General features: G+C 58.6%; 17 protein-coding genes. 11 read left to right on the forward strand and 6 right to left on the reverse strand.

The features are described from left to right. Positions 1 to 7: 7 nt before the first annotated feature. Both BGIM_RS0125705 and BGIM_RS0125710 read left to right on the forward strand, forming a co-directional pair. Positions 8 to 2,134: an acetylxylan esterase gene (locus BGIM_RS0125705; RefSeq protein WP_157369428.1), complete on the forward strand. Its 2,127-nt coding sequence runs from the start codon at positions 8 to 10 to the stop codon at positions 2,132 to 2,134. A gap of 4 nt (positions 2,135 to 2,138) precedes the next feature. Next, the gene (locus BGIM_RS0125710; protein WP_020472575.1) at positions 2,139 to 2,819 is read left to right on the forward strand and encodes a metallophosphoesterase family protein; all 681 of its coding nucleotides are present in this window, start codon (positions 2,139 to 2,141) and stop codon (positions 2,817 to 2,819) included. Between the two features lie 30 nt (positions 2,820 to 2,849). On the opposite strand, the gene BGIM_RS0125715 is transcribed toward BGIM_RS0125710, so the two are convergent. The 6 genes from BGIM_RS0125715 to typA all read right to left on the reverse strand — a co-directional run bounded on the left by BGIM_RS0125715 (position 2,850) and on the right by typA (position 11,356). Beyond that, positions 2,850 to 3,689: a WD40 repeat domain-containing protein gene (locus BGIM_RS0125715; RefSeq protein ID WP_157369429.1), complete on the reverse strand. Its 840-nt coding sequence runs from the start codon at positions 3,687 to 3,689 to the stop codon at positions 2,850 to 2,852. A 271-nt stretch (positions 3,690 to 3,960) separates the two neighbouring features. Further along, the gene (locus tag BGIM_RS0125720) at positions 3,961 to 5,439 is read right to left on the reverse strand and encodes an endo-1,4-beta-xylanase (RefSeq protein WP_157369430.1); all 1,479 of its coding nucleotides are present in this window, start codon (positions 5,437 to 5,439) and stop codon (positions 3,961 to 3,963) included. Between the two features lie 177 nt (positions 5,440 to 5,616). Continuing rightward, positions 5,617 to 6,543: a hydroxypyruvate isomerase family protein gene (locus BGIM_RS0125725; RefSeq protein WP_020472578.1), complete on the reverse strand. Its 927-nt coding sequence runs from the start codon at positions 6,541 to 6,543 to the stop codon at positions 5,617 to 5,619. A 170-nt stretch (positions 6,544 to 6,713) separates the two neighbouring features. Next, positions 6,714 to 7,352, reverse strand: coding sequence for a hypothetical protein (locus BGIM_RS0125730; RefSeq protein WP_020472579.1), 639 nt, complete (start codon positions 7,350 to 7,352; stop codon positions 6,714 to 6,716). 40 nt (positions 7,353 to 7,392) lie between these two features. Then, on the reverse strand, positions 7,393 to 9,333 hold the full coding sequence (locus tag BGIM_RS0125735) for an endonuclease MutS2 (RefSeq protein ID WP_020472580.1): 1,941 nt from the start codon (positions 9,331 to 9,333) through the stop codon (positions 7,393 to 7,395). Positions 9,334 to 9,520: 187 nt separating this feature from the next. Beyond that, positions 9,521 to 11,356 (reverse strand): translational GTPase TypA, encoded by a 1,836-nt coding sequence (gene typA, locus BGIM_RS0125740; protein WP_020472581.1) that lies wholly within the window; start codon positions 11,354 to 11,356, stop codon positions 9,521 to 9,523. Positions 11,357 to 11,510: 154 nt separating this feature from the next. Here typA and sixA point away from each other — a divergent pair, with 154 nt between their 5' ends. The 9 genes from sixA to BGIM_RS0125785 all read left to right on the forward strand — a co-directional run bounded on the left by sixA (position 11,511) and on the right by BGIM_RS0125785 (position 19,043). After that, a complete protein-coding gene (gene sixA / locus BGIM_RS0125745; protein WP_020472582.1) occupies positions 11,511 to 12,005 on the forward strand; it encodes a phosphohistidine phosphatase SixA in 495 nt (164 codons plus the stop codon). Positions 12,006 to 12,157: 152 nt separating this feature from the next. Further along, a complete protein-coding gene (locus tag BGIM_RS0125750; RefSeq protein WP_020472583.1) occupies positions 12,158 to 13,180 on the forward strand; it encodes a DUF1559 domain-containing protein in 1,023 nt (340 codons plus the stop codon). Positions 13,181 to 13,280: 100 nt separating this feature from the next. Then, on the forward strand, positions 13,281 to 13,682 hold the full coding sequence (locus BGIM_RS0125755) for a hypothetical protein (RefSeq protein ID WP_020472584.1): 402 nt from the start codon (positions 13,281 to 13,283) through the stop codon (positions 13,680 to 13,682). Positions 13,683 to 14,199: 517 nt separating this feature from the next. Beyond that, positions 14,200 to 15,222, forward strand: coding sequence for a DUF1559 domain-containing protein (locus BGIM_RS0125760; protein ID WP_020472585.1), 1,023 nt, complete (start codon positions 14,200 to 14,202; stop codon positions 15,220 to 15,222). A 144-nt stretch (positions 15,223 to 15,366) separates the two neighbouring features. Then, on the forward strand, positions 15,367 to 15,783 hold the full coding sequence (locus tag BGIM_RS0125765) for a hypothetical protein (protein ID WP_020472586.1): 417 nt from the start codon (positions 15,367 to 15,369) through the stop codon (positions 15,781 to 15,783). A 522-nt stretch (positions 15,784 to 16,305) separates the two neighbouring features. Further along, complete coding sequence (locus BGIM_RS67265; protein ID WP_072022282.1) at positions 16,306 to 17,340, forward strand: DUF1559 domain-containing protein; 1,035 nt, start codon at positions 16,306 to 16,308, stop codon at positions 17,338 to 17,340. 130 nt (positions 17,341 to 17,470) lie between these two features. After that, complete coding sequence (locus BGIM_RS0125775; protein ID WP_020472589.1) at positions 17,471 to 17,866, forward strand: hypothetical protein; 396 nt, start codon at positions 17,471 to 17,473, stop codon at positions 17,864 to 17,866. Positions 17,867 to 17,955: 89 nt separating this feature from the next. After that, positions 17,956 to 18,726: a hypothetical protein gene (locus tag BGIM_RS52400; RefSeq protein ID WP_020472590.1), complete on the forward strand. Its 771-nt coding sequence runs from the start codon at positions 17,956 to 17,958 to the stop codon at positions 18,724 to 18,726. A gap of 17 nt (positions 18,727 to 18,743) precedes the next feature. Next, positions 18,744 to 19,043, forward strand: coding sequence for a hypothetical protein (locus BGIM_RS0125785; RefSeq protein ID WP_020472591.1), 300 nt, complete (start codon positions 18,744 to 18,746; stop codon positions 19,041 to 19,043). The last annotated feature ends 19 nt before the right edge of the window (positions 19,044 to 19,062 follow it).

Raw genomic sequence — 19,062 nt, forward strand, 5'->3', positions numbered from 1 at the left:
GCACTTCATGAGAATCGCGTTACCCGTCATGCTCCTCGTCGCGTCGCTGGGGTTTGCCCAGGACAACCCGACGAAGTTGTTCAAGGACAAGAGCGAGAACACGGATACCCGGCTCGGCAAGCCGAAGAACCTGAACGATTACTTCCCGTTTGCCGTCCCCGCCACCAAGGAATCCTGGAACACCCGGAAGGCCGAGTTGCGGGAGCAAATACTCGTTGGCCTCGGGCTCTGGCCGATGCCGGAGAAGACGCCGTTGAACGCGGTCGTTCACGGCAAGATGGACCGTGACGGGTATACCGTCGAGAAGGTTTACTTCGCGTCGATGCCCGGCCACTATGTCACCGGGAACCTGTACCGGCCCACGTCAAAGGTCGCCGGGAAACGGCCGGCGGTTCTCACGGGGCACGGCCACTGGCCGCCGGAGGGGCCGAAGGGGGGCCGGTTCTATGATGCCGGCGATGCCAAGGTCAAAACCGAATTGACGACCAAGGCCGAGCAAACGGAAGAAGGGGCCAGGCACCCGCTGCAAGCCCGTTGCGCCCAACTCGCCCGGATGGGCTTCGTCGTCTTCCATTACGACATGGTCGGCTATGCCGACAGTCAGGCCATCAAACACCGCACCGGCTTCACGGATGCCCAAGCGGAATTGCGGTCCCAGAGTTTCATGGGTTTGCAAACGTGGAACAGCATCCGCGCCCTCGATTTTCTGACATCGCTGCCCGATGTGGACGACAAGAAAATCGGCGTGACCGGGGCCAGCGGCGGCGGGACGCAAACCTTCCTCCTGTGCGCCCTCGACGACCGCCCGGCGGCGGCGTTCCCGGCGGTGATGGTCTCCACCGCGATGCAAGGGGGCTGCGTGTGCGAGAATTGTTCCTATCTGCGGGTCGGCACCGGCAACGTGGAAATCGCCGGGATGTTCGCCCCCAAGCCGCTGGCCATGAGCGGCGCCAACGACTGGACGAAGGAAATCGAAACCAAAGGACTGCCGGAACTCAAAGCCCTGTACAAGATGCTCGGCGCCGAGGACAAAGTGGCGGGCAAGTGCTGGCCGGAGTTCGGGCACAATTACAATCAAGTCGCCCGCGAGTTCATGTATTCGTGGTTCAACCAACACTTGCTCGGCGGAACCGGCCCGGTGAAGGAACTTCCCTTCAAGCCATTCACCGGGAAGGAACTGAGCGTGTACGACGACTTGCATCCCCGGCCGAAGGATGAATTGGGTGCGGAAGAACTTCGCAAAACCATGACCGCCGCCGCCGACAAACAACTGGCCGCCCTGACCCCGAAGGATGCCGCCAGTCTGGCCGAGTTTCGCAAAGTCGCCGGCACGAGCTTGAAGGCGATGATCGGGGAAACGCTTCCCGGCCCGCAGTCGATTGAAAAGAAACAGGTGGCGGCGGCCGCCAAAATTCCAAGCGGCATGTTCGCGCTCGTCGCCTTCGGACGCAAAGGTCAGGGCGACAAAGTCCCGATGCTGATGGCGATCAAAGATGACAAAACCATTCCCGAAACCGTTGTCATCTGGGTTTCGCCCGAGGGCAAATCCAGCTTGTTGCAAAAGGGGGAACTCCACCCGGCGGCCAAAAAACTGCTGGACGCCGGTTACGGCATTATGGCTCCCGACGTGTTCCAGACGGGCGAACTCAAAGGGGACAAACCAATGCCGGTGGACCCCGCTTTTGCCGGATTCACCTACGGCTACAATCGATCCGTGTTTGCCAACCGTGTCCATGACATTCTCACCACGGTGCGGATGGCTCGGGACATCGAAAAGGTAAAGAATGTTCACATAATCGGCTGGGACGGCGCCGGCCCGTGGGTGGTGGCCGCCCGCGCGTTGTGCGGGGATGCGGTGCAAAAGACCGTGGCGGACCTGAACCAGTTCCGCTTTGAAAACATCACTTCCACGCAGGACGAAAACCTCCTTCCGGGAGCGGTGAAGCTCGGCGGCTTGCCCGCGATGCTGGCCCTGTGCGCCCCGCACGCGGTGTTCGCCCACAATCACCAAGGCACGCACACGGGTGAACTGCCGAAGGCCGCGTATGATACGGCGAGCGCCAAGGACGCCCTGACGCGCAAGCCGGAAAAGGCGACCCCGGACGAAGTGGCGGCGTACCTGCTTGGGAAATGACCGCATGCGAACATTGGCGATTGGCGACATCCACGGTTGTCTGACAGCCCTTGACACGCTCTTGGGCTTCATCCAACTCAAAAGTGACGACCACCTGATCTTCCTCGGCGATTACATCGACCGGGGGCCGGACTCCAAAGGCGTGCTGGATCGCATGATCCAGCTTCGCCTCACCGGGCAGGTGGTGACGCTTCGCGGCAACCACGAACTGATGATGCTGGGAGCCAACGAACATCGCGCGGCCCTGCGGTCTTGGCTATACTGCGGCGGGCAGGAAGCCCTCGACTCGTATTCCACCTTTGAACATCAAGCCACTCTCAAGGACATCCCATCTGCCCACTGGCATTTTCTGCGGCAAGGCTGCCTCGATTGGTACGAAACGGACACCCACATCTTCGTTCATGCGAATCTCCATTACGACTTGCCAATGGAACATCAAGAGACTTCTTATCTCCAATGGGAGTTTCTAAATCCGCAAATGTTCAAGCCGCATTTCTCCGGCAAGACGATGATCTGCGGCCACAGCGAACAACGCAACGGCCGCCCGCTAGTGATCCCCGGCGCCGTGGGCATCGACACCTATGCCTATGGCGACGGCTGGCTGACCTGTCTGGATGTGGCCACCGGCGAATACTGGCAGACGAATGAACTGGGCGAGACACGAATGGGAACGCTGGAAGGATGAGGTGTTGATCGAAAGGCGTTCCGTCGCCACTCAAGGCAAATCCCAGGCGTTGATTTCGCCGGAACCCGTCATCGTCACCGCCAGTTTGCCATTGGCCGAAAACAAAACCGTTTTCACGGCTCGTGTATGCCCGACCAGCGAGAACTTCGTCTCGCCCGAATCCACATCAATGAAGGCCACGGAGTCATCGAGCATGGGCTTTGCGAACAAATGCGTGCCGGGGACGAAGCCGATTCTCCAGTAATTGGAACTGACTCCCTCGGGCTTCCCTTCAAACGCTAGTCTCTCCGTGGCCACTTCATAGACGCAGAGTTTGTTGCCGACGCCGGCGACGTACCGGCCGTCGTCCGAGGCGGCCAGCCACGAATTGACGCAATTGTCGAGCTTGCCCTCCGTGCCGAACGTTTTCACCGGCGTCCCGTCGGCAACATTCCAGACGGTAATCACGCCCGCCGAGTCGGCCGTCGCCAGCTTTTGGGAGTTGTCAAAGAAGTTGGAAAGAACCGGGAACCCGCTCTTGGTGGTTTCCTTGGAATAAAGAATTTTCCCGGTCATCGCATCGCACACGGAGAAGCCCTGCAAGGCTGCCTTGGTCGCGGCGGCATATTTGCCATTCGGCGAGACTTCCAAACGGTAGCCGGGCCGCAGGTCCCACAAGGTGTCCTTGCCGCCGTTGATTGGAAGCGAGCGAACCCCTCCCGATTGATGGATCACCGCCCGCCCGTCGGATGAAAAACTCAGATCCTCCGGGCGTGATTCAAATTGCGTCACCAGTTTCTTGCCGGGCAGGCTGATGACACGGGCGTTCCTTTTGTTTGGAACATCGTCCGCGACCACGACGATTTGTTGCCCGTCCGGCGAAAGGGCCATGTGCTCCGCGTATCTGTCCGACTCTCCCATTTCGGAAAATTTCGGCTGAAAAGAGAGTTTGGCCGAAATTGGTTTTACCTGTGTCGGCGGATTCGATTTTGGGTCGCCAGAGTTGTTTGAAGCCTTTTTTCCACAACCACCAAGGAGACTGACGGACAAAGTCATCAGGGCAAACAATCCTTGCTTCATTGATGCGACTCGGAAGAGAAATAAATCGTGATCGCACGAGATTCACCGGGCGCCACTCCGGGGCCCCTCGTCGTTCAATCCGTCATCGCAAGTGTTTGTCCCGCAGTTCGCGGAGGCGGTCGAGGGCGGGGCGGATCATTCCTCGGGCGTCCACCAAGCCGGAGTTGGCGTAACGGTGCGGGTCGGCGTCGGAGAAGTTGTCCCATGTCACGCCGTTGACGAAGGACTTGCACAGGGCCAGTGAGGCAAACGCCCCGGCCCAGTCGGCCTGCCCGGCCGAGGAGAAATCTTTGTAGGTTCCGTGCGAGCCGAGCGGGTCGCCCCGTTCGGCGTTGGAGTCCGGCAGCCGGGAGGCCGGGAAGGCGGCCGTCACTTGCAACGGCACGCCCAGCAGGCCGAACAGGTCAAGCTGTTTGGATGTTTCCAGCAAGTCGCGCGCGTAACTCACGCGGGGGCCGGAGCCGAAGCACATTTCCAAGTCGAGGCCCGCGAAGGGCAGGCCGGCCCGCAGCAGCGTGTCCGCATAGACCCACGCGGAAAACTCAAACGGGGGCTTGGTCATGTACTCGCCCCACGGTTGAGCGATGCCCAGCGTCACAGAGAGATTCGAGTCGATCTGCCACGCGCAATCGGCGGCCATCGCCGAGAGGCGGATCAGGTCTTCCTCGGTCAGTCTCATCACGTTGGAGCCGTTTGCCCCGGCCGTGATGAGCCACTTGCCCACCTTGCCGCGATAGCGGGTCACCACTGTTTCAACGTAATCGCAAATCAGACTCTTGAGCGTGACCGGGTCGTTGTCCCCCTTTAGCACATAATCGGGGAGGCCGCGTTCGCTGAAGTCGATCAGCGGCCCGGCATGAACGCGGAAGTTGCGTTCGGCGGCCCAAGCCACCATCGCGTCGGCCTCTTCCCAGCGGAAGTTCGATTGGGTCGGCTCGATTTGCCGCCAGGTCAGCGGAATGCACACGGAATTGAATGTGAGCCGAAACACGTCGTCCAGCCCGCGGGGGGGGACGCGGCCGAGCCGGCATCCGAGCGTGGAATCAAATTTGGGCTGCCGCTGATGGCGCATCCGGAAAACTTGATCCTGATAGGCGGCCACCATCTCCTCGGCGGCCGTGAACGCCAGCGTCAGCGCCTCGGCCGACCGGGCCGGATTCGGGTTGGTGGTGGAGTCCAGAATCGTGTCGTTCATCGCGCGGATGGCCCGGCGAATCGTCCCCTCGATTTGCGGGGAGATCGTGAGGCCGCCGGTCACCCAATCCGCGTATTGGTTCCGCACGCCGTTGAGCTTGCCGCGAATCAGTTCGAGGGGCAGATAATAGGGCCTCGGCCGCTCCATCAGCGAGCCGGTCGGCGTGATTAACTGGCCGAACTTGGGGATTTCCCAAGGAATCCAGACGGGGCCGCTCTCCCCGGCGTCCCGGTCGAGAATCAGCCGGTTGTCGTGCGTGGCGGCAAGTGTTTGAGTCGGGGAGCGGTCATGGCCCCCCGCCACGTAGGATTGGGGAAGGGCGTCGATGGCCGATTCGCTCAGGCCGGTCGGTAACTGGAAATTCATCCGGCCCATTCGTGAACGATCCCCGGAGCGGGTGTTGGGGCCTTCGGAAACAGGGAAGAGAGACGAGGTTACGGTTGGCCCGGTATGCCCATTTTACCGAACCGTTGCTTCCGGCAATAGAGATGATTCGCCGGAAGTCACGGTTTTTTAGTTCCCGATTCCCGAATATTCGGGCGGTCAAATGTCGCAAAGCTGGACGGCTTGGGTCAATCCCGCCAGCGGATCACGGGTCGGAATGAACTCCTGGCCGACATATCCGGTGTATTTGATGTCGAGCAGTTTCTTCATGATCGGCGGGAAATTGATCTCCTGCGTGTCGTCCAGTTCGCCCCGGCCCGGATTCCCGGCCGTGTGAATGTGGCCGATCACATCCTTGCATTCTTCGATCCGGCGAATCACATCCCCGTGCATGATTTGCACGTGGTAGATGTCAAACAGCACCTTCAACCGGGGGGAGCCGATCTTGCGGACAATCCCGGCGACGTAATCGACATCATCCCCCTGATAGCCGGGGTGTCCCTTCATCGGGTGGCTGCCGTCGCGGGTGTTCAGGTGTTCGACGCAGATGGTGACGCCTTTCTTCTCGGCATGGCCCACCACCCGCTTCAGCCCGGCGATGCAATTGGCGGCGCCGTCGTCCCGCGAGATTTTGCCGCTCTTGGGGTCGTCCGGGTTCATGAACTCGTAGCCGTTGAAGGCGATCACGGCCGGACAGCCGAAATCGGCGCACTGATCGATGACTTTGGTGGTGCGTTCCACGAGTTCATCATGAAACTTCGGGTTGTTGAACCCGGTCTTGAACGGCGCCCCCGGCATGGTGTTGCCGGAGATGGCGCAGGTCAGGCCGTGTTTTTTCAGCGTGGGGAAATCCTCCGGCCCGATCAGCTCAACGGAAGTGAGGCCAAGCCCCTTGGAAATCTCGCACAACTTGTCGAGGGACCATTTGTCCCCGGCGGCGGTGAAACACCATGCCACGACGGATTGCTTGATTCGGCCGTTCTTGATTGCTTTCATGGGAGATTCCGCGAGGAGTGGAAGGGCGGACCCGGCGACCACAGCCGCCCCGGTGGCAAGCATCGCCCGCCGCGTGATTTCATGGGACATGGACCCGGCCGCCGATCAGGGGAGAGATTGAGAATTGTTGTATGAGGGCGGGATGATGAAACCGGAAAAAATGCGGGTCAGACAGTGACACCGCAGCAATGCAGCAGCACGCCGAGAATGCGGTCGGGCTGGGTGATCGGGTATTCGTCGATGTCGCTTCTGGCTGGCGATTAGCCGAATGAGATCGCGGCTCCGTGCTTGATGCTCAATCGGGCGGCCTCAAACAATGTGAGCCAAACCATTAATTCAATCCGGAATGGCCCGTCAGCGAAGGCAGTTTCGTTGATTCGGGCTGCCTCGGTGTCCGAGAGTTGGCCATCGGATAGTTTGATGTCCAAAAACGGGGCGACGGAGATCAGTTCTCGCATTAATCCTTGCGATGAGCCGAGCATTCCGCCCGGCACGCGGTTCTCGCTTGCGAACAATGGTTCGGCAAAATCAACAGGCAAATAAAATCCCTCGCAGTCTGAATGGCAAATCAAATGGCTGCGGAACATGGTCAGTTCATCAATGACCACCGGATCATCGACGGGATCACTCGATGCCGGAAAAGGTTTTGGTTTCCAATTTGGCTTGGTTGAAGCATGGGCGGCAAATCGACGTAGATAGTGCGGGAATGAGTATGGAAAACCCAGCGCGGCCCCACGGCTTTTCACGGGCGGCAGCACTTCCGGCTCGGTGTGTTCCGGCAAACCGTTTTCGACAAGGACGCTATTTGCTTTTGCCAGAGACTTGCGGAGCCCGTCGGCTCCTTCCTGGTCATGGATATTCAAATACGCGATCGCGCCAACAGAGACGGCCAAGCCCATGATTTTCTCCCGGATTTAGGGGGAATTATGGTGAGACTGCTCATTGAATATTGGTCTTCGGCTGTTCCGGCAGCACTTCCGTCAGAAACACTTCCCATTGGCCGATGCCGATGCTGACGAAGACCGTTCCCTTGGCTTGGTTGACGCGGACCACCTTGCCGGACTTGCCGAACTTGTTGGCCCACACCGTTTCGCCGACTTGGATCTTCGCCCGCCATTCGTTCAGGCGTTGTTCTTCCACGTTGCGGCGTTCGAGGGCGGCCAGTTTCTTTTCGTAATCGTCTCGCTGGAGATCGGCTTCGTGTTGCCGGGCGAGGGCTTCGGTACGGGCCTTTTCAGCCTCCTCGCGAAGTTGCTGGAGGCGATTCAGTTCGCCGGTCTTTCCCTTGCGGCGTCGCACATACTTGCGGGCGCGTTTCAACAGATCCTTCGGCAGTTTCAGCCGGCGGGCGATCATCAGGGCGTTGCTCATGCCGAACTGGCCGATATGCAGGCGGTAGGTCGGCCGCAGGGTTTCAATGTCGAATTCGACGGCGCCATTCTCGGCCCGCTCGTTGGAGAAGGCGTAGGTTTTCAGGTCGCCCAAGTGGGTGGTCACGATGGCCCGGCAGCGGACGATATCCAGTTGGTCGAGAATTGCCCGACCGAGGGCGGCGCCTTCCGTCGGATCGGTCCCGGCTCCGAGTTCATCGAGCAGCACAAGGCTGTTGGCGTCGGCGGAATTGAAGATGGTGGCGATTCGGGAGATGTGCGAACTGAAGGTGGAGAGCGATTGTTCGATGCTTTGTTCGTCGCCGATGTCCGCAAGGATATTGGAACAAACCGGGACGATGCTGCCTTGATTGGCCGGGATGTGCATCCCGCATTGGGCCATCAGGCAAAGGAGGCCGGTCGTTTTCAGTGTGACCGTTTTCCCCCCGGTGTTTGGCCCGGTGATGACCAGCATGTTGAAGCCCAGCCCGAGCCGGACATCAATGGGGACCACCTGTTTGCGAGTTGGTTTTTTGCCGGTTTCGGATTCGGGGGGGAGGGATTGATTGCGGAAGAGATGTTCGAGAAGCACATGCCGGGAATGCCGAAGCCAAAGACGGCCCTCGTTGTTCATCTCCGGGCAACTCATCCCATAATCACGGGAGAATCGGGCTTTCGCGCAAACAAAATCGCATTGCGCCATCACGCTCACGGCCGCGTCGATGTGCCGCGAATACCGGCCAACCTCGGCACTGAGCTTCCGCAAAATCCGGCGAATCTCGCGGTCTTCCTCGCCCTTCAACACCACCCGCTCGGCCGACAACCGGGCGACAGCCGCCGGCTCGATGAATACCGTCTCCCCGGTGGGGCTGGTGCGATGAACCACCCCCTCGACCTTGGCCCGATGATTGGCGGCCACCGGCAACACATAATGGTCGCCGTTCACGGTGGCGTTGGGATATCGCAAAATGGCCCGCATTTGCGGGTCACGGAGGAGTCGTTTGACTTCGTTTTGAACCCGCTCTTCCAAGGCGTCGAGCTTGCGTCGAACCTCGGCCAGATCAGGGCTGGCGCCGCTTAGCACATGCCCCCGGCCGTCGATGCACCCGGTGATGGTCTTGGCGATGGCCCCCATGTCCTCAATCGGGGCCAGCATTTCGATCAGGCGCACGAGCGAGCCGTCGAGCCGCATCCGGTAGCGGTAAAAAGTCCCGGTGGCCGTCAGCGTGTCCGAAACGCGGAGAAGTTCGTCGGCCGTGAGCATGGTGCCGATGGCCGCCCGCCGGACGATTAACCGGACATCGTACACCCCGCCAAACGGCGGCGACTGTCCCCCCTCTAGGGCCGTCACCATCTCGGTGACGAGGGCAAGATCATCCTGAATTTTCCGAATGTTCTTGGAAGGCTCGACCTGCCGGGCTAGTTCGGCCCCGAGGGATGTGGAAGCGCAATCAGCGAGAAGGCTCCGCACCTTGTCAAACTCAAGCAATTCCAGCGTATGCGCGTCCATGAGAGATTTCGTCAAAAGTCATCAAGAGAAGAAAAACAGAAGACTAACCACAAAGGCACAAAGATCACATGAAGTTTCACAGAGAAGACGGAAGAAAGGTTTTGTTGGTCTTCTCTGTGAAACTTCGTGTGATCTTTGTGCCTTTGTGGTTAGTCTTCTGTTCTGACCACGGTTCGCCTTGAAAGGTTCACCCCTTGTTGCGGTTGGACTTCTTTCGGTCGGCTTCCTTCAACGCCCACTTCCGGAGGCGGATGTGGTTGGGGGTGATTTCCACCAGTTCGTCTTCCTCGATATATTCGAGGGCCGATTCCAACTCGAACGTCCGCGGCGGCTTGATGACGGTCTTGATTTCCGAACCCGACGCCCGCATGTTCGTCAGCTTCTTTTCACGGGTCACGTTCACCGTTAAGTCGTTGTCACGACAATGCTCGGCGACCACCTGGCCCTCGTACACCGGTTCCATGTGTTCGACGAACAGGATGCCACGCTCTTGCAAACCTTCGATGGCGTAGGCGGTTGCCTTGGCGGTTTCGAGGGAAATCATCACACCGTTGGCCCGGCCGTCGAGGCTCGGCTTGACGGGTTGGTATTCATGGAAGTTGTGCGTCATGATGGCCATGCCGCTGGTGGCGGTCATCATGCGGGTCTTCATGCCGATCAACCCGCGGGCCGGAATGGTGAATTCCAGGTGGGTCAGCTCGGCGCCCCCTTCCATCTTGGTGCATTGGCCCTGCCGTTCCAGCACCAACGCCATCACCGGGCCGACGTGCGAGGCGGGCACGTCCACCACCAAATACTCGACCGGCTCCATCTTCACGCCGTCGATTTCCTTGATAATCACGCGCGGTTTGCCGACGGAAAGCTCGGAGCCTTCCCGGCGCATTGACTCGATCAGCACGGACAGGTGAAGAATCCCCCGCCCGGAGACGATGTAGGAATCGGCCCCTTCGGTCGGCCGCACGCGCAAGGCGACGTTCCGCTGGAGTTCCTTGTCCAGCCGGTCCTTCAATTCCCGGCTGGTGAGCGGCTTGCCGTCCTGCCCGGTGAACGGGGAGTCGTTGATGCGGAAGACCATGTCCATGGTCGGTTCGTCGATGTGGATCTCCGGCAGTTGCTCGGGATTGTCGAAATCCGCCACCGTGTCGCCGATGTCTGCGTCGTCCAAGCCGACCAGCGCCACGATGTCGCCGGCGCCGAGTTCGTCCGCTTCCTTCTTGCCAAGACGGTCAAACTCGAAGACTTGGACGACGGTGTCGTCAGTCATCTTGCCGCCCTTCATCTTGATGAGCTTGATGCGCTGGCCCTTTTTCACCTTGCCGCGGTAAATCTTGCCGATGGCAATCCGACCGACGAAGTCGCTGTATTCCAGGTTCAGCACCTGCATTTGCAACGGGCCGTCCACATCCCCGACGGGCGGGGGAACTTTGGTCAGGATCGCATCGAGCAGCGGCTTGAGGTTCTTGCCCGGCTCGTTCAGGTCGAGCGTGGCGATGCCCTGCTTGCCGCTGGAATAGATCAGCGGGAATTCCAAGTCGGCGTCGCTGGCGCCGAGTTCGAGGAACAGATCAAAGATCATGTTGTGAACGTCGGGGATGCGCGCGTCCGGCCGGTCGATCTTGTTGATGACGACGACGGGCTTGAGGCCGCGGGCGAACGCCTTGCGCAACACGAAGCGGGTTTGCGGCAGCGGCCCTTCGGCGGCGTCCACCAAGAGGAACACGCCATCGGCCATTTGGAGCGTCCGCTCGACTTCCCCGCCGAAGTCGGCGTGGCCGGGCGTGTCCATCAGGTTCACTTTGACATCGCCCAAACGAATGGCGATATTCTTGGCCAAGATGGTGATTCCGCGTTCGCGCTCCTGATCGTTTGAATCGACGATCAAGCCATGCTGTCCCCCCTGAAGCTTGTCCAGTTCCTCGGTTCGGAACAAGCCGGATTGACGAAGCATCTGGTCGACCATGGTGGTTTTGCCATGGTCAACGTGCGCGATAATGGCCACATTGCGGATGTCTGAACGAAGCATCAAATCTCAATCGGTGAAGATTGCGTGAAGGCCCGGGTGTCCATCAGGGGAACCCGCGAAACAACATATTATAGGGGAGAGTGGGAAACGCAAGCGAACGAACGATGAAGAGTTCGGCTATGCTATTCGGAACCGTTCGCCAGAAGAGGGTTTGATGCAAATTTATTTGATTCGACACGGCGACGCCGTCGCGCTGGGGGAACGAGGCATTACCGAGGACGCCGAACGACCCCTGACGGAGTTTGGTCAGGTTCAAATCGGCCGGCTGGCCCATGCGTTTATCACCAAGGGGCATCGTGTCAACCGATTGTTGACCAGTCCGCTGGTTCGGGCGAAGGAAACCGCCGACCTGTTGGCCCCGGTGTGGACGCTGCCGCCGGAGGATGTGATCGTCACGGAAGCCCTGGCCCCCGGCCGGTCGTGTCGGCGGTTGGCCAAGGCGATCCGCAAATACGGGGCGGAGACCATCGGCCTCGTCGGCCATGAACCAGATCTGAGTGAGTTCACCGCCTGGCTGATTGGCAGCAAAAAGGCAAAGATCATGCTGGAAAAAGGGGGCGTCGCCCGCGTCGTCGTGGACGGGGACGAGATCGAAAAAGGCTGCGGCGTGCTGGCATGGCTGTTAAGCCCCGAGTGGTCGAGCATGTAAGCCGGAAGTCATGTCAATTCCGAATTCGGCATCAACAGCCCTCAATTTTTCCCGCCCACACTATTTCTTCGCAATTTCTGATTGACCCTTGTCCGATGGACAGGGTAATCTGCATTTCTCATTGGTTCTTTTCCATTTTTTGAGGTCTCTCCATGCCCCAATTGTTGTCCGGCAGGCGAATGCCTGCTGATCGGCGAGGGTTCACCCTGATCGAATTATTGGTGGTGATCGCGATTATCGCCATCCTGATCGGCCTGCTCCTGCCCGCCGTCCAGAAGATTCGTGAAGCGGCGAATCGCATGAAATGCTCCAATAATCTTAAACAAATCAGTTTGGGGTTGCACGGCCATCATGATTCGCTCGGCCGTTTCCCGCCCGGATCGGCCAGCGATGCGGGCGTCTTCGGCACCGGCGGCGGTTATGGCAGCAGTTGGATGATCTTTTTGCTCCCCTATGTCGAGCAGGACAATTTGTATCGCCGCTGGCAATTCACCGGGAATTCCGGGTGGAACAACGCCAACAACGTCGCCATCACCGTTGACAAATTGTCGGTGTACATGTGCCCGTCGTCTCCCCTGCCGCCGACTTATGCCCCCAATGGAGGCACCAAGATCCAGGGCGATTACGTGGCCATCGCCGGGGCGACCCCCACGCTGGTTCCCGGCTACACGGACTCCCGGACATACACCGGCTCCGGTTCCGGTTGCTGCGGGGCCGGCATCGTCAGTGGCAGTGGCGTTTTGCCTCCCAACGGGCAGGTGACCATCGCGGGCATCACCGACGGCACCAGCAACACCATGGTTGTTTCGGAACATGGCGACTGGATCACCACGAACACCGGCGCCAAGGTTGACTGGCGGTCGGCCAACGGCCACGGCTTCGGCATGGGAACGGCCGAATCGGCCGTCCCCGGTTCCGGTTATGGCAACGAGCGTCCGTTCAACACCACCACCGTCCGCTATTCGATCAACCAGAGCAAGGGATGGGCGGATGATTGCACGCTGGGCGTTTGCACGAACAACAGCAGCAACACTCCTTTGCGGTCGGGGCACACCGGCGGGGTGAATGTCGCCTTGGGGGATGGTTCCGTGAGATTCCTGACCAATGCCACCACCCTGACGATGCTGGCCCAACTCGCCTTCCGGGACGACGGCACGTCTTTTACCCCGCCTTGATCCTTCCGAAGATTGCCATGAACTCCGTTGCTCTCACAAGTCCCCGGACTTGTGAGAGTTTTTCGCCGTTGACCAAACCAACCAAGCAAGGAACTCTCCCATGCGATTGTCACTTTCCCTCACTCTGTTCACAGTCATTCTCGCCTCCGGGTGCAATTCGGGTCCGGAGGACAAACGCTCGGAAGTGACCGGCAAGGTGACATATAACGGGTCGCCGCTGGCCGAGGGAACAATCACGTTTGACTCCGGTGACGGTGCGGTCCCCGGCAGTGCGGAGATCCGCGACGGCGCCTACAAGATTGCCGCCAAGCCCGGCAAGAACAAAGTGGTCATCCGGGCCTTCAAAATCGACCCCACGATCAAAGCCAACGACCCCGTCCGCCCGGTCGACAATCGGGTGAATTACATTCCCGCCATTTACAACGACAAATCCACGCTCGTCGCCGATGTGTCCGATTCCAAGAAGAGCTTTGATTTTGACCTGTCAGGCAAGGAAAAATAAGGATTCCTCCGGCCGTCTGACCGATAAACCGACGCAACTGGTAGTTTGAAACGAAGATGGCTTTTAGAAACAAACGAATTTCAAGTTGAAAAGACTTGTTGATGTGTGGCCATGCAATTTCATTTCGCAAATGATTCCCAAGTTTTTAACATGTGGGGCTTTTCAAAAGTCGATGTCAGGTGTATGATTTTCTAACCCTACATGCTCTCATTCTTTTTCCATGTACGGAGAGTCGTTTTTGCATCAGTAAATCAGTCATTTGTGATCCCACCGTTTCAAAACATTGTGCGGGTTCTGCTTCCACCCTCCACACACTCCAAACCTTTGAGTGTTTTTGCGTGAGACTTCAACAATCGCCTTGGCGTGCGTTGAATGTGCTGACGTCGAATTGGTTTGATCCGCATTCGCCATCATGATTTCTGACACTGACGTCTGTTTGGACGCCAACGCCCGCTTTAACGTTGACACTGAATTTCGGTGTGTATTTTTCTATTGTCGTTTTTGACGCAGGAGTACGATGTCTCTCTCCAAAATGCCGGCCAAACGCCGCGGTTTCACACTGATCGAATTGTTGGTGGTGATCGCGATCATCGCGATCCTCATCGGGTTGTTGCTGCCCGCCGTCCAGAAGATCCGGGAAGCCGCCAACCGGATGAAATGCTCGAACAATCTGAAGCAACTCGGCCTGGCCCTTCACAACTACCAAGACACGAATTCGACACTCCCCGCCGGCGAGTGCAACGACGACAACCGGAACTGGGGCTGGGGCACGGCCCTTCTGCCCGGTCTTGAGCAGAACAACATCTATAACTTGCTCGTCCAGGACACGGCCAACTACATCGCCTTTCACAACGGCACCGGCCCCAACGTTTATAACGGCACCTCCGGCTGGAGCGCCGACAACAGCTCCGCCACCATCGTAAATCTGACAGCCGGGGGCGGCGCCGCCGGAACCGTGGTCAACACGTTTATTTGTCCGAGCGACCCGTGGCCCACCAAGACCACGGCCGGGTTCGGCAAGACCAACTACGTGGCCAACATGGGCAGCGACATTGGCGGCGGCACCTACACCACGTGGGGCAGCCCGGTGCGTGGCGACCTCGCCACCGGCCCGATCGCCCAAGCCAACGACAACGGCAACACGTGGGCTTTCAACTTCGCCTCCATCACGGACGGCCTGAGCAACACCGTGTTCCTCGGCGAGGCTTCCGCGAACAAGCTCAGCAGCAAATACGCCGTGAGCGCGACGAACAATTTCCCCATTTGGGCCGGTGGAAACCCCAACAACCAAGGACAGGGCGCCCAGCATAATTACTTCCGCTTCATGGACGTCAATTATCCGCTCAACTCGAAGGACATCTCCACCACGGGCGAGAACGGCGCCATGCGGCTGGACCGGGCCTTCAACAGCTCCCACACGAACGGCGCCAACTTCCTGCTGGGCGACGGCTCCGTCAAGTTCGTGAGCCAGTCCGTTGACATCAATGTTTATCGCGCGGCCGGCACCAAGAACGGCGGCGAATCGCTCCAACTGCCTTGATCGCCGCCTGATCTTTCAGCGCGGATTTTTCAGCCGGGGCCTCCGAGGCTCCGGCCATTTTGTTTTTGTCCGTCAACCGTCCCGAGATTGTGATTACCCTCCGACGGCCGGCGGCCGCTTCCTCCCACTTTTTTGAGAAAACTCATGTTGTCCCGATTGTTGTTTTTCCCTGTGTTGCTCGCGGCCATCGGCTTGACGGCGGGTTGCGATGGCGGCGGTTCCAAAGTCACCGGCAAAGTCACGTTTGACGGTAATCCAATCGAGAATGGTTCGATTGTGTTTGTGGAGGCCGGCGGCAAGGGCCGGCCGGAAGGCGCCCCGATCAAGAACGGCGAGTATTCCATCACCGTGCCCCACGGATCGTACAAGGTCCAGGTCACGGCGGAAAAGATGACGACTGTGAAATCGCTCCCGACGACCGGGGGCGGCAAGACCGCCTCGGAAGAAATGCGCAACTACATCCCCGCCCGCTACCAAGGGGAAAAGACCGAACTCACCGCGACCGTGGACGGCAAGCCGGTCAACTTTGACTTGAAAAGCGACGCCTCCGGCAAGAAATGACTGCGGCCGACATGCGACAACGAAAAAAGCCGGGGATATCCCCGGCTTTTTTCGTTTCCCGGCTTTGGTGAAACAGGGGTTCTGATGGGGTGTTTCTTAATTGTCTTTGTCAGAACCGTGATCTGCAAATCGCCAGCAACGACGAGGCCGGGACTCGAATAGTTCCCGGTTCCCAATTGGTTCGCCAGAATTTCTCAAAAATTTCGTTCATGGGGCTTCTCGATGGTCGATAATGAGGCTAGGATTAAAAAACCTTACATGCTCTCACTATCTTCCCATGTATGGAGATTCTGGTTTTAACCAGTGATTTCGTGTCAATTGGTTGAAACAAGGTGCGGACAATCCAGTCCATTTTTTCCGCATCATCTCCCGTCACAAAAGAAGTTTGCGTGAGACATTGATGATTGCCCCAGGCGATCCTCGGGTGTTTTGACGTCTCGCTCGCCCATCTGACGGCTTTCCGAATCTGACACTGAAGTCCAGTGTGTACTTTTTTATTGTTTTCCTGCGCAGGAGTACTGAATGACTCTCTCTAAAATGCTGGCCAAACGCCGCGGCTTTACGCTGATCGAGCTGTTGGTCGTGATCGCGATCATCGCGATCCTCATCGGGCTGTTGCTGCCCGCCGTCCAGAAGATTCGCGAAGCCGCGAACCGGATGAAATGTTCCAACAACCTGAAGCAGATTGGTCTCGGGTTGCACAATCACAATGACACCGTCGGGAATCTTCCGATCGGCACCTACAACGACGACAACAATCAATGGGGCTGGATGGTCTACATCCTTCCCTACGTCGAGCAGGACAACCTGTGGGCGGCCCTCACCAACTCATCCGCTCAAGACCGCATCTATATCGCCCCGGCCGGCGGCGGCCCCAATAGCAACATTGTTCCCGTGTACGGCAACACCAACATTGACAACATTCACGGCGCATCTTCCCTCGGGCGTTGCGATGTGAATAACGTCATCTTGGTGAACGGTGTGGCCGCGACGTACACCGTCATCAAGGGATTCATCTGCCCGAGCGACAGCCTGCCGAACCAGAAAAATAACAACACCTACGGCAAGACGAACTATGTGGCCAATCTTGGCAACACCGCCAACTGGGGCGGCGGCACCACCTACGGTTGCGGCGGAGTCTTGGGCAACTCGCAAAACGGCATGTTGCTGCATGCCAACGAAAACAACAACACCTATGTTGTCCGGTTCTCGGATGTGACCGACGGGTTGAGCAACACGGTCGCCGTCGGCGAAGCGTCCATCAGCGCCAACGTGAACGCCACCAACCTCAACGATCCCAACTTCCCGGTCTGGGCTGGCAGCCAGGGTGGCGGTTGCAACGGCACCTCCCAAAACGGGGGCATTTTCCGCGTCATGGACCCGGCCTATCCCCTCAACAGCATCGCCTCGAACAACGCCTTCGGCAGCCGTCACACCAATGGCGGCAACTTCCTGCTCGGCGACGGTTCGGTGAAGTTTGTTTCCAACAGCATCGATGTTAACGTCTATAAAGCCGTTGGCTCCCGTAACGGCGGCGAAGCCCTCCAACTGCCGTAATTCAAAATGTGCCTCAAGTGATTTGTTGATCTTCCACCGGGACGTCGGCTGACGCCCCGGTGTTCGTTTTTGAACAATCTGGTGTTGTCACAACAATTTGTTGACCTCTTTCTCTCCGGCCGAGGATTTCATGACACGTTTGCTCTTCCTGCCGATCCTCTTCATTTCTTCCGTCGCGATGGTGGGTTGTGAAGGGGCCAAGACAACAGGCAAGGTGACTTTCGACGGCGCTCTGGTCGACAACGGAACGATTGTGTTCATTCCGTCGGACGGAAAAGGCGCCTCGGTGTCGGCTCCGATCAAGAATGGCGATTTCGCCATCGCAGTCCCCGGAGGATCGTACAAGGTTTCCGTGACAGCCGAGAAAATGATGCAGTCCAGCTCAACGATCAAGGGGGCCCCGGACGAAATGCGAAACTACATCCCGGCGCGATATCAGGGAAGCAGTTCCGAACTCACGGCAACCGTGGACGGAAAGCCGCTCACCTTTGATCTCAAACCCGACGCGGACAAAAAAAAGAAGTAATCATTGCTTTGCCGACAGGCCGGCCGGGGGAACCATCCTCCGGCTTTTTTATGTCCCATCGTCTTGTTCCGTGGTTTTAAATTATCGTGATGCACGCCTGCCTTCTCATCGTTCTCCTCGCTGTTCCAGGAGCGGAGACACCCAAGGTCGGCCCGGTGCCGGACGCCCTCCGGACGGAGTGGAAACTCTCGCCCTTTTACAAGAAGCACATCGACCTCAAAGGGTTCCCGCTGCTGAGTTCCGAGAAGGTCTCCGATGCGGCCCTGCTGGAGGCGGCCGACCTCATCGAACACATGCTCGCCGGCCGGGACGATGTTCGGAAGGCCCTCGTCAAAAACCGGGTCCGCTTTGCGGTGATGTCCCCGAAGGAACAGACGACGGACGTGCCGGAACACAGCGATCTCACGCCCAAGGATTATTGGGACAAACGGGCGCGCGGCCTGGGGGCGACGCATCACCGGCCGGCCGTGAGTTGCGGGGAGGAGAACCTGTTGAACTTGAAGGGGGATCGTTACCCGAAGGAAAACATTCTGGTTCACGAGTTCTCCCATGCGATGCACGAGATGGGGCTGAACAGCGTGGACAAGAAGTTCGATGCCCGCCTGCGGGAGTGTTACGACAAGGCAATCAAAGCGGGCTTGTGGAAGGGAACCTACGCGGCCACCAACCACAAAGAATATTGGGCCGAGGCCGTGCAATCATACTTTGATTGCAACAACCCGCCTGACTCGCAGCACAACGAGGCCAACACCCGCGAGAAACTGGCGAAATACGATCCGGCCGTCTTCGCCCTCATCGACGAAACCTATGGCAAAAACCCGTGGCGTTACTCGCGATATGATGCCCGCGTGAAGAAGTAACCCGTATCATTTCCCGCATGAGTACCCTCCGCTGCCCCGTCTGCCGGGCCGACAATTCCGCCGGGCCAAACTGCCGCCGTTGCAAGGCCGATCTGGCGATCCTGTGGACCCTCGAACAACAACGGGCCGCCCACATCACCGAGGCAAGAGCCGCCGCCGCCGACAGTCGCTTTGACGAAGCCCTGGAAGAACTGAACTCAGCCGACACCCTGAGACACGGCACCGATGTGAGCCGCTACCGGGCCTGCGTCTGCCTGCTGGCCGGCGACTTCGCCTCGGCGATGGAAAACAGACGACTGGCAAAAAACCAAGGATGAAGGATGAAGGATGAAAGGA

The sequence above is a fragment of the Zavarzinella formosa DSM 19928 genome (genome assembly GCF_000255705.1).
GTDB classification, from domain to species: domain Bacteria; phylum Planctomycetota; class Planctomycetia; order Gemmatales; family Gemmataceae; genus Zavarzinella; species Zavarzinella formosa.

Excerpts from the sequence above, each read along its gene's own strand:
- BGIM_RS0125705 (WP_157369428.1), top strand. The coding sequence starts at position 8 with ATGAGAATCGCGTTACCCGTCATGCTCCTCGTCGCGTCGCTGGGGTTT.
- BGIM_RS0125710 (WP_020472575.1), top strand. The coding sequence starts at position 2,139 with ATGCGAACATTGGCGATTGGCGACATCCACGGTTGTCTGACAGCCCTT.
- BGIM_RS0125715 (WP_157369429.1), bottom strand. The coding sequence starts at position 3,689 with ATGGCCCTTTCGCCGGACGGGCAACAAATCGTCGTGGTCGCGGACGAT.
- BGIM_RS0125720 (WP_157369430.1), bottom strand. The coding sequence starts at position 5,439 with ATGAATTTCCAGTTACCGACCGGCCTGAGCGAATCGGCCATCGACGCC.
- BGIM_RS0125725 (WP_020472578.1), bottom strand. The coding sequence starts at position 6,543 with ATGTCCCATGAAATCACGCGGCGGGCGATGCTTGCCACCGGGGCGGCT.
- BGIM_RS0125730 (WP_020472579.1), bottom strand. The coding sequence starts at position 7,352 with ATGGGCTTGGCCGTCTCTGTTGGCGCGATCGCGTATTTGAATATCCAT.
- BGIM_RS0125735 (WP_020472580.1), bottom strand. The coding sequence starts at position 9,333 with ATGGACGCGCATACGCTGGAATTGCTTGAGTTTGACAAGGTGCGGAGC.
- typA (WP_020472581.1), bottom strand. The coding sequence starts at position 11,356 with ATGCTTCGTTCAGACATCCGCAATGTGGCCATTATCGCGCACGTTGAC.
- sixA (WP_020472582.1), top strand. The coding sequence starts at position 11,511 with ATGCAAATTTATTTGATTCGACACGGCGACGCCGTCGCGCTGGGGGAA.
- BGIM_RS0125750 (WP_020472583.1), top strand. The coding sequence starts at position 12,158 with ATGCCCCAATTGTTGTCCGGCAGGCGAATGCCTGCTGATCGGCGAGGG.
- BGIM_RS0125755 (WP_020472584.1), top strand. The coding sequence starts at position 13,281 with ATGCGATTGTCACTTTCCCTCACTCTGTTCACAGTCATTCTCGCCTCC.
- BGIM_RS0125760 (WP_020472585.1), top strand. The coding sequence starts at position 14,200 with ATGTCTCTCTCCAAAATGCCGGCCAAACGCCGCGGTTTCACACTGATC.
- BGIM_RS0125765 (WP_020472586.1), top strand. The coding sequence starts at position 15,367 with ATGTTGTCCCGATTGTTGTTTTTCCCTGTGTTGCTCGCGGCCATCGGC.
- BGIM_RS67265 (WP_072022282.1), top strand. The coding sequence starts at position 16,306 with ATGACTCTCTCTAAAATGCTGGCCAAACGCCGCGGCTTTACGCTGATC.
- BGIM_RS0125775 (WP_020472589.1), top strand. The coding sequence starts at position 17,471 with ATGACACGTTTGCTCTTCCTGCCGATCCTCTTCATTTCTTCCGTCGCG.
- BGIM_RS52400 (WP_020472590.1), top strand. The coding sequence starts at position 17,956 with ATGCACGCCTGCCTTCTCATCGTTCTCCTCGCTGTTCCAGGAGCGGAG.
- BGIM_RS0125785 (WP_020472591.1), top strand. The coding sequence starts at position 18,744 with ATGAGTACCCTCCGCTGCCCCGTCTGCCGGGCCGACAATTCCGCCGGG.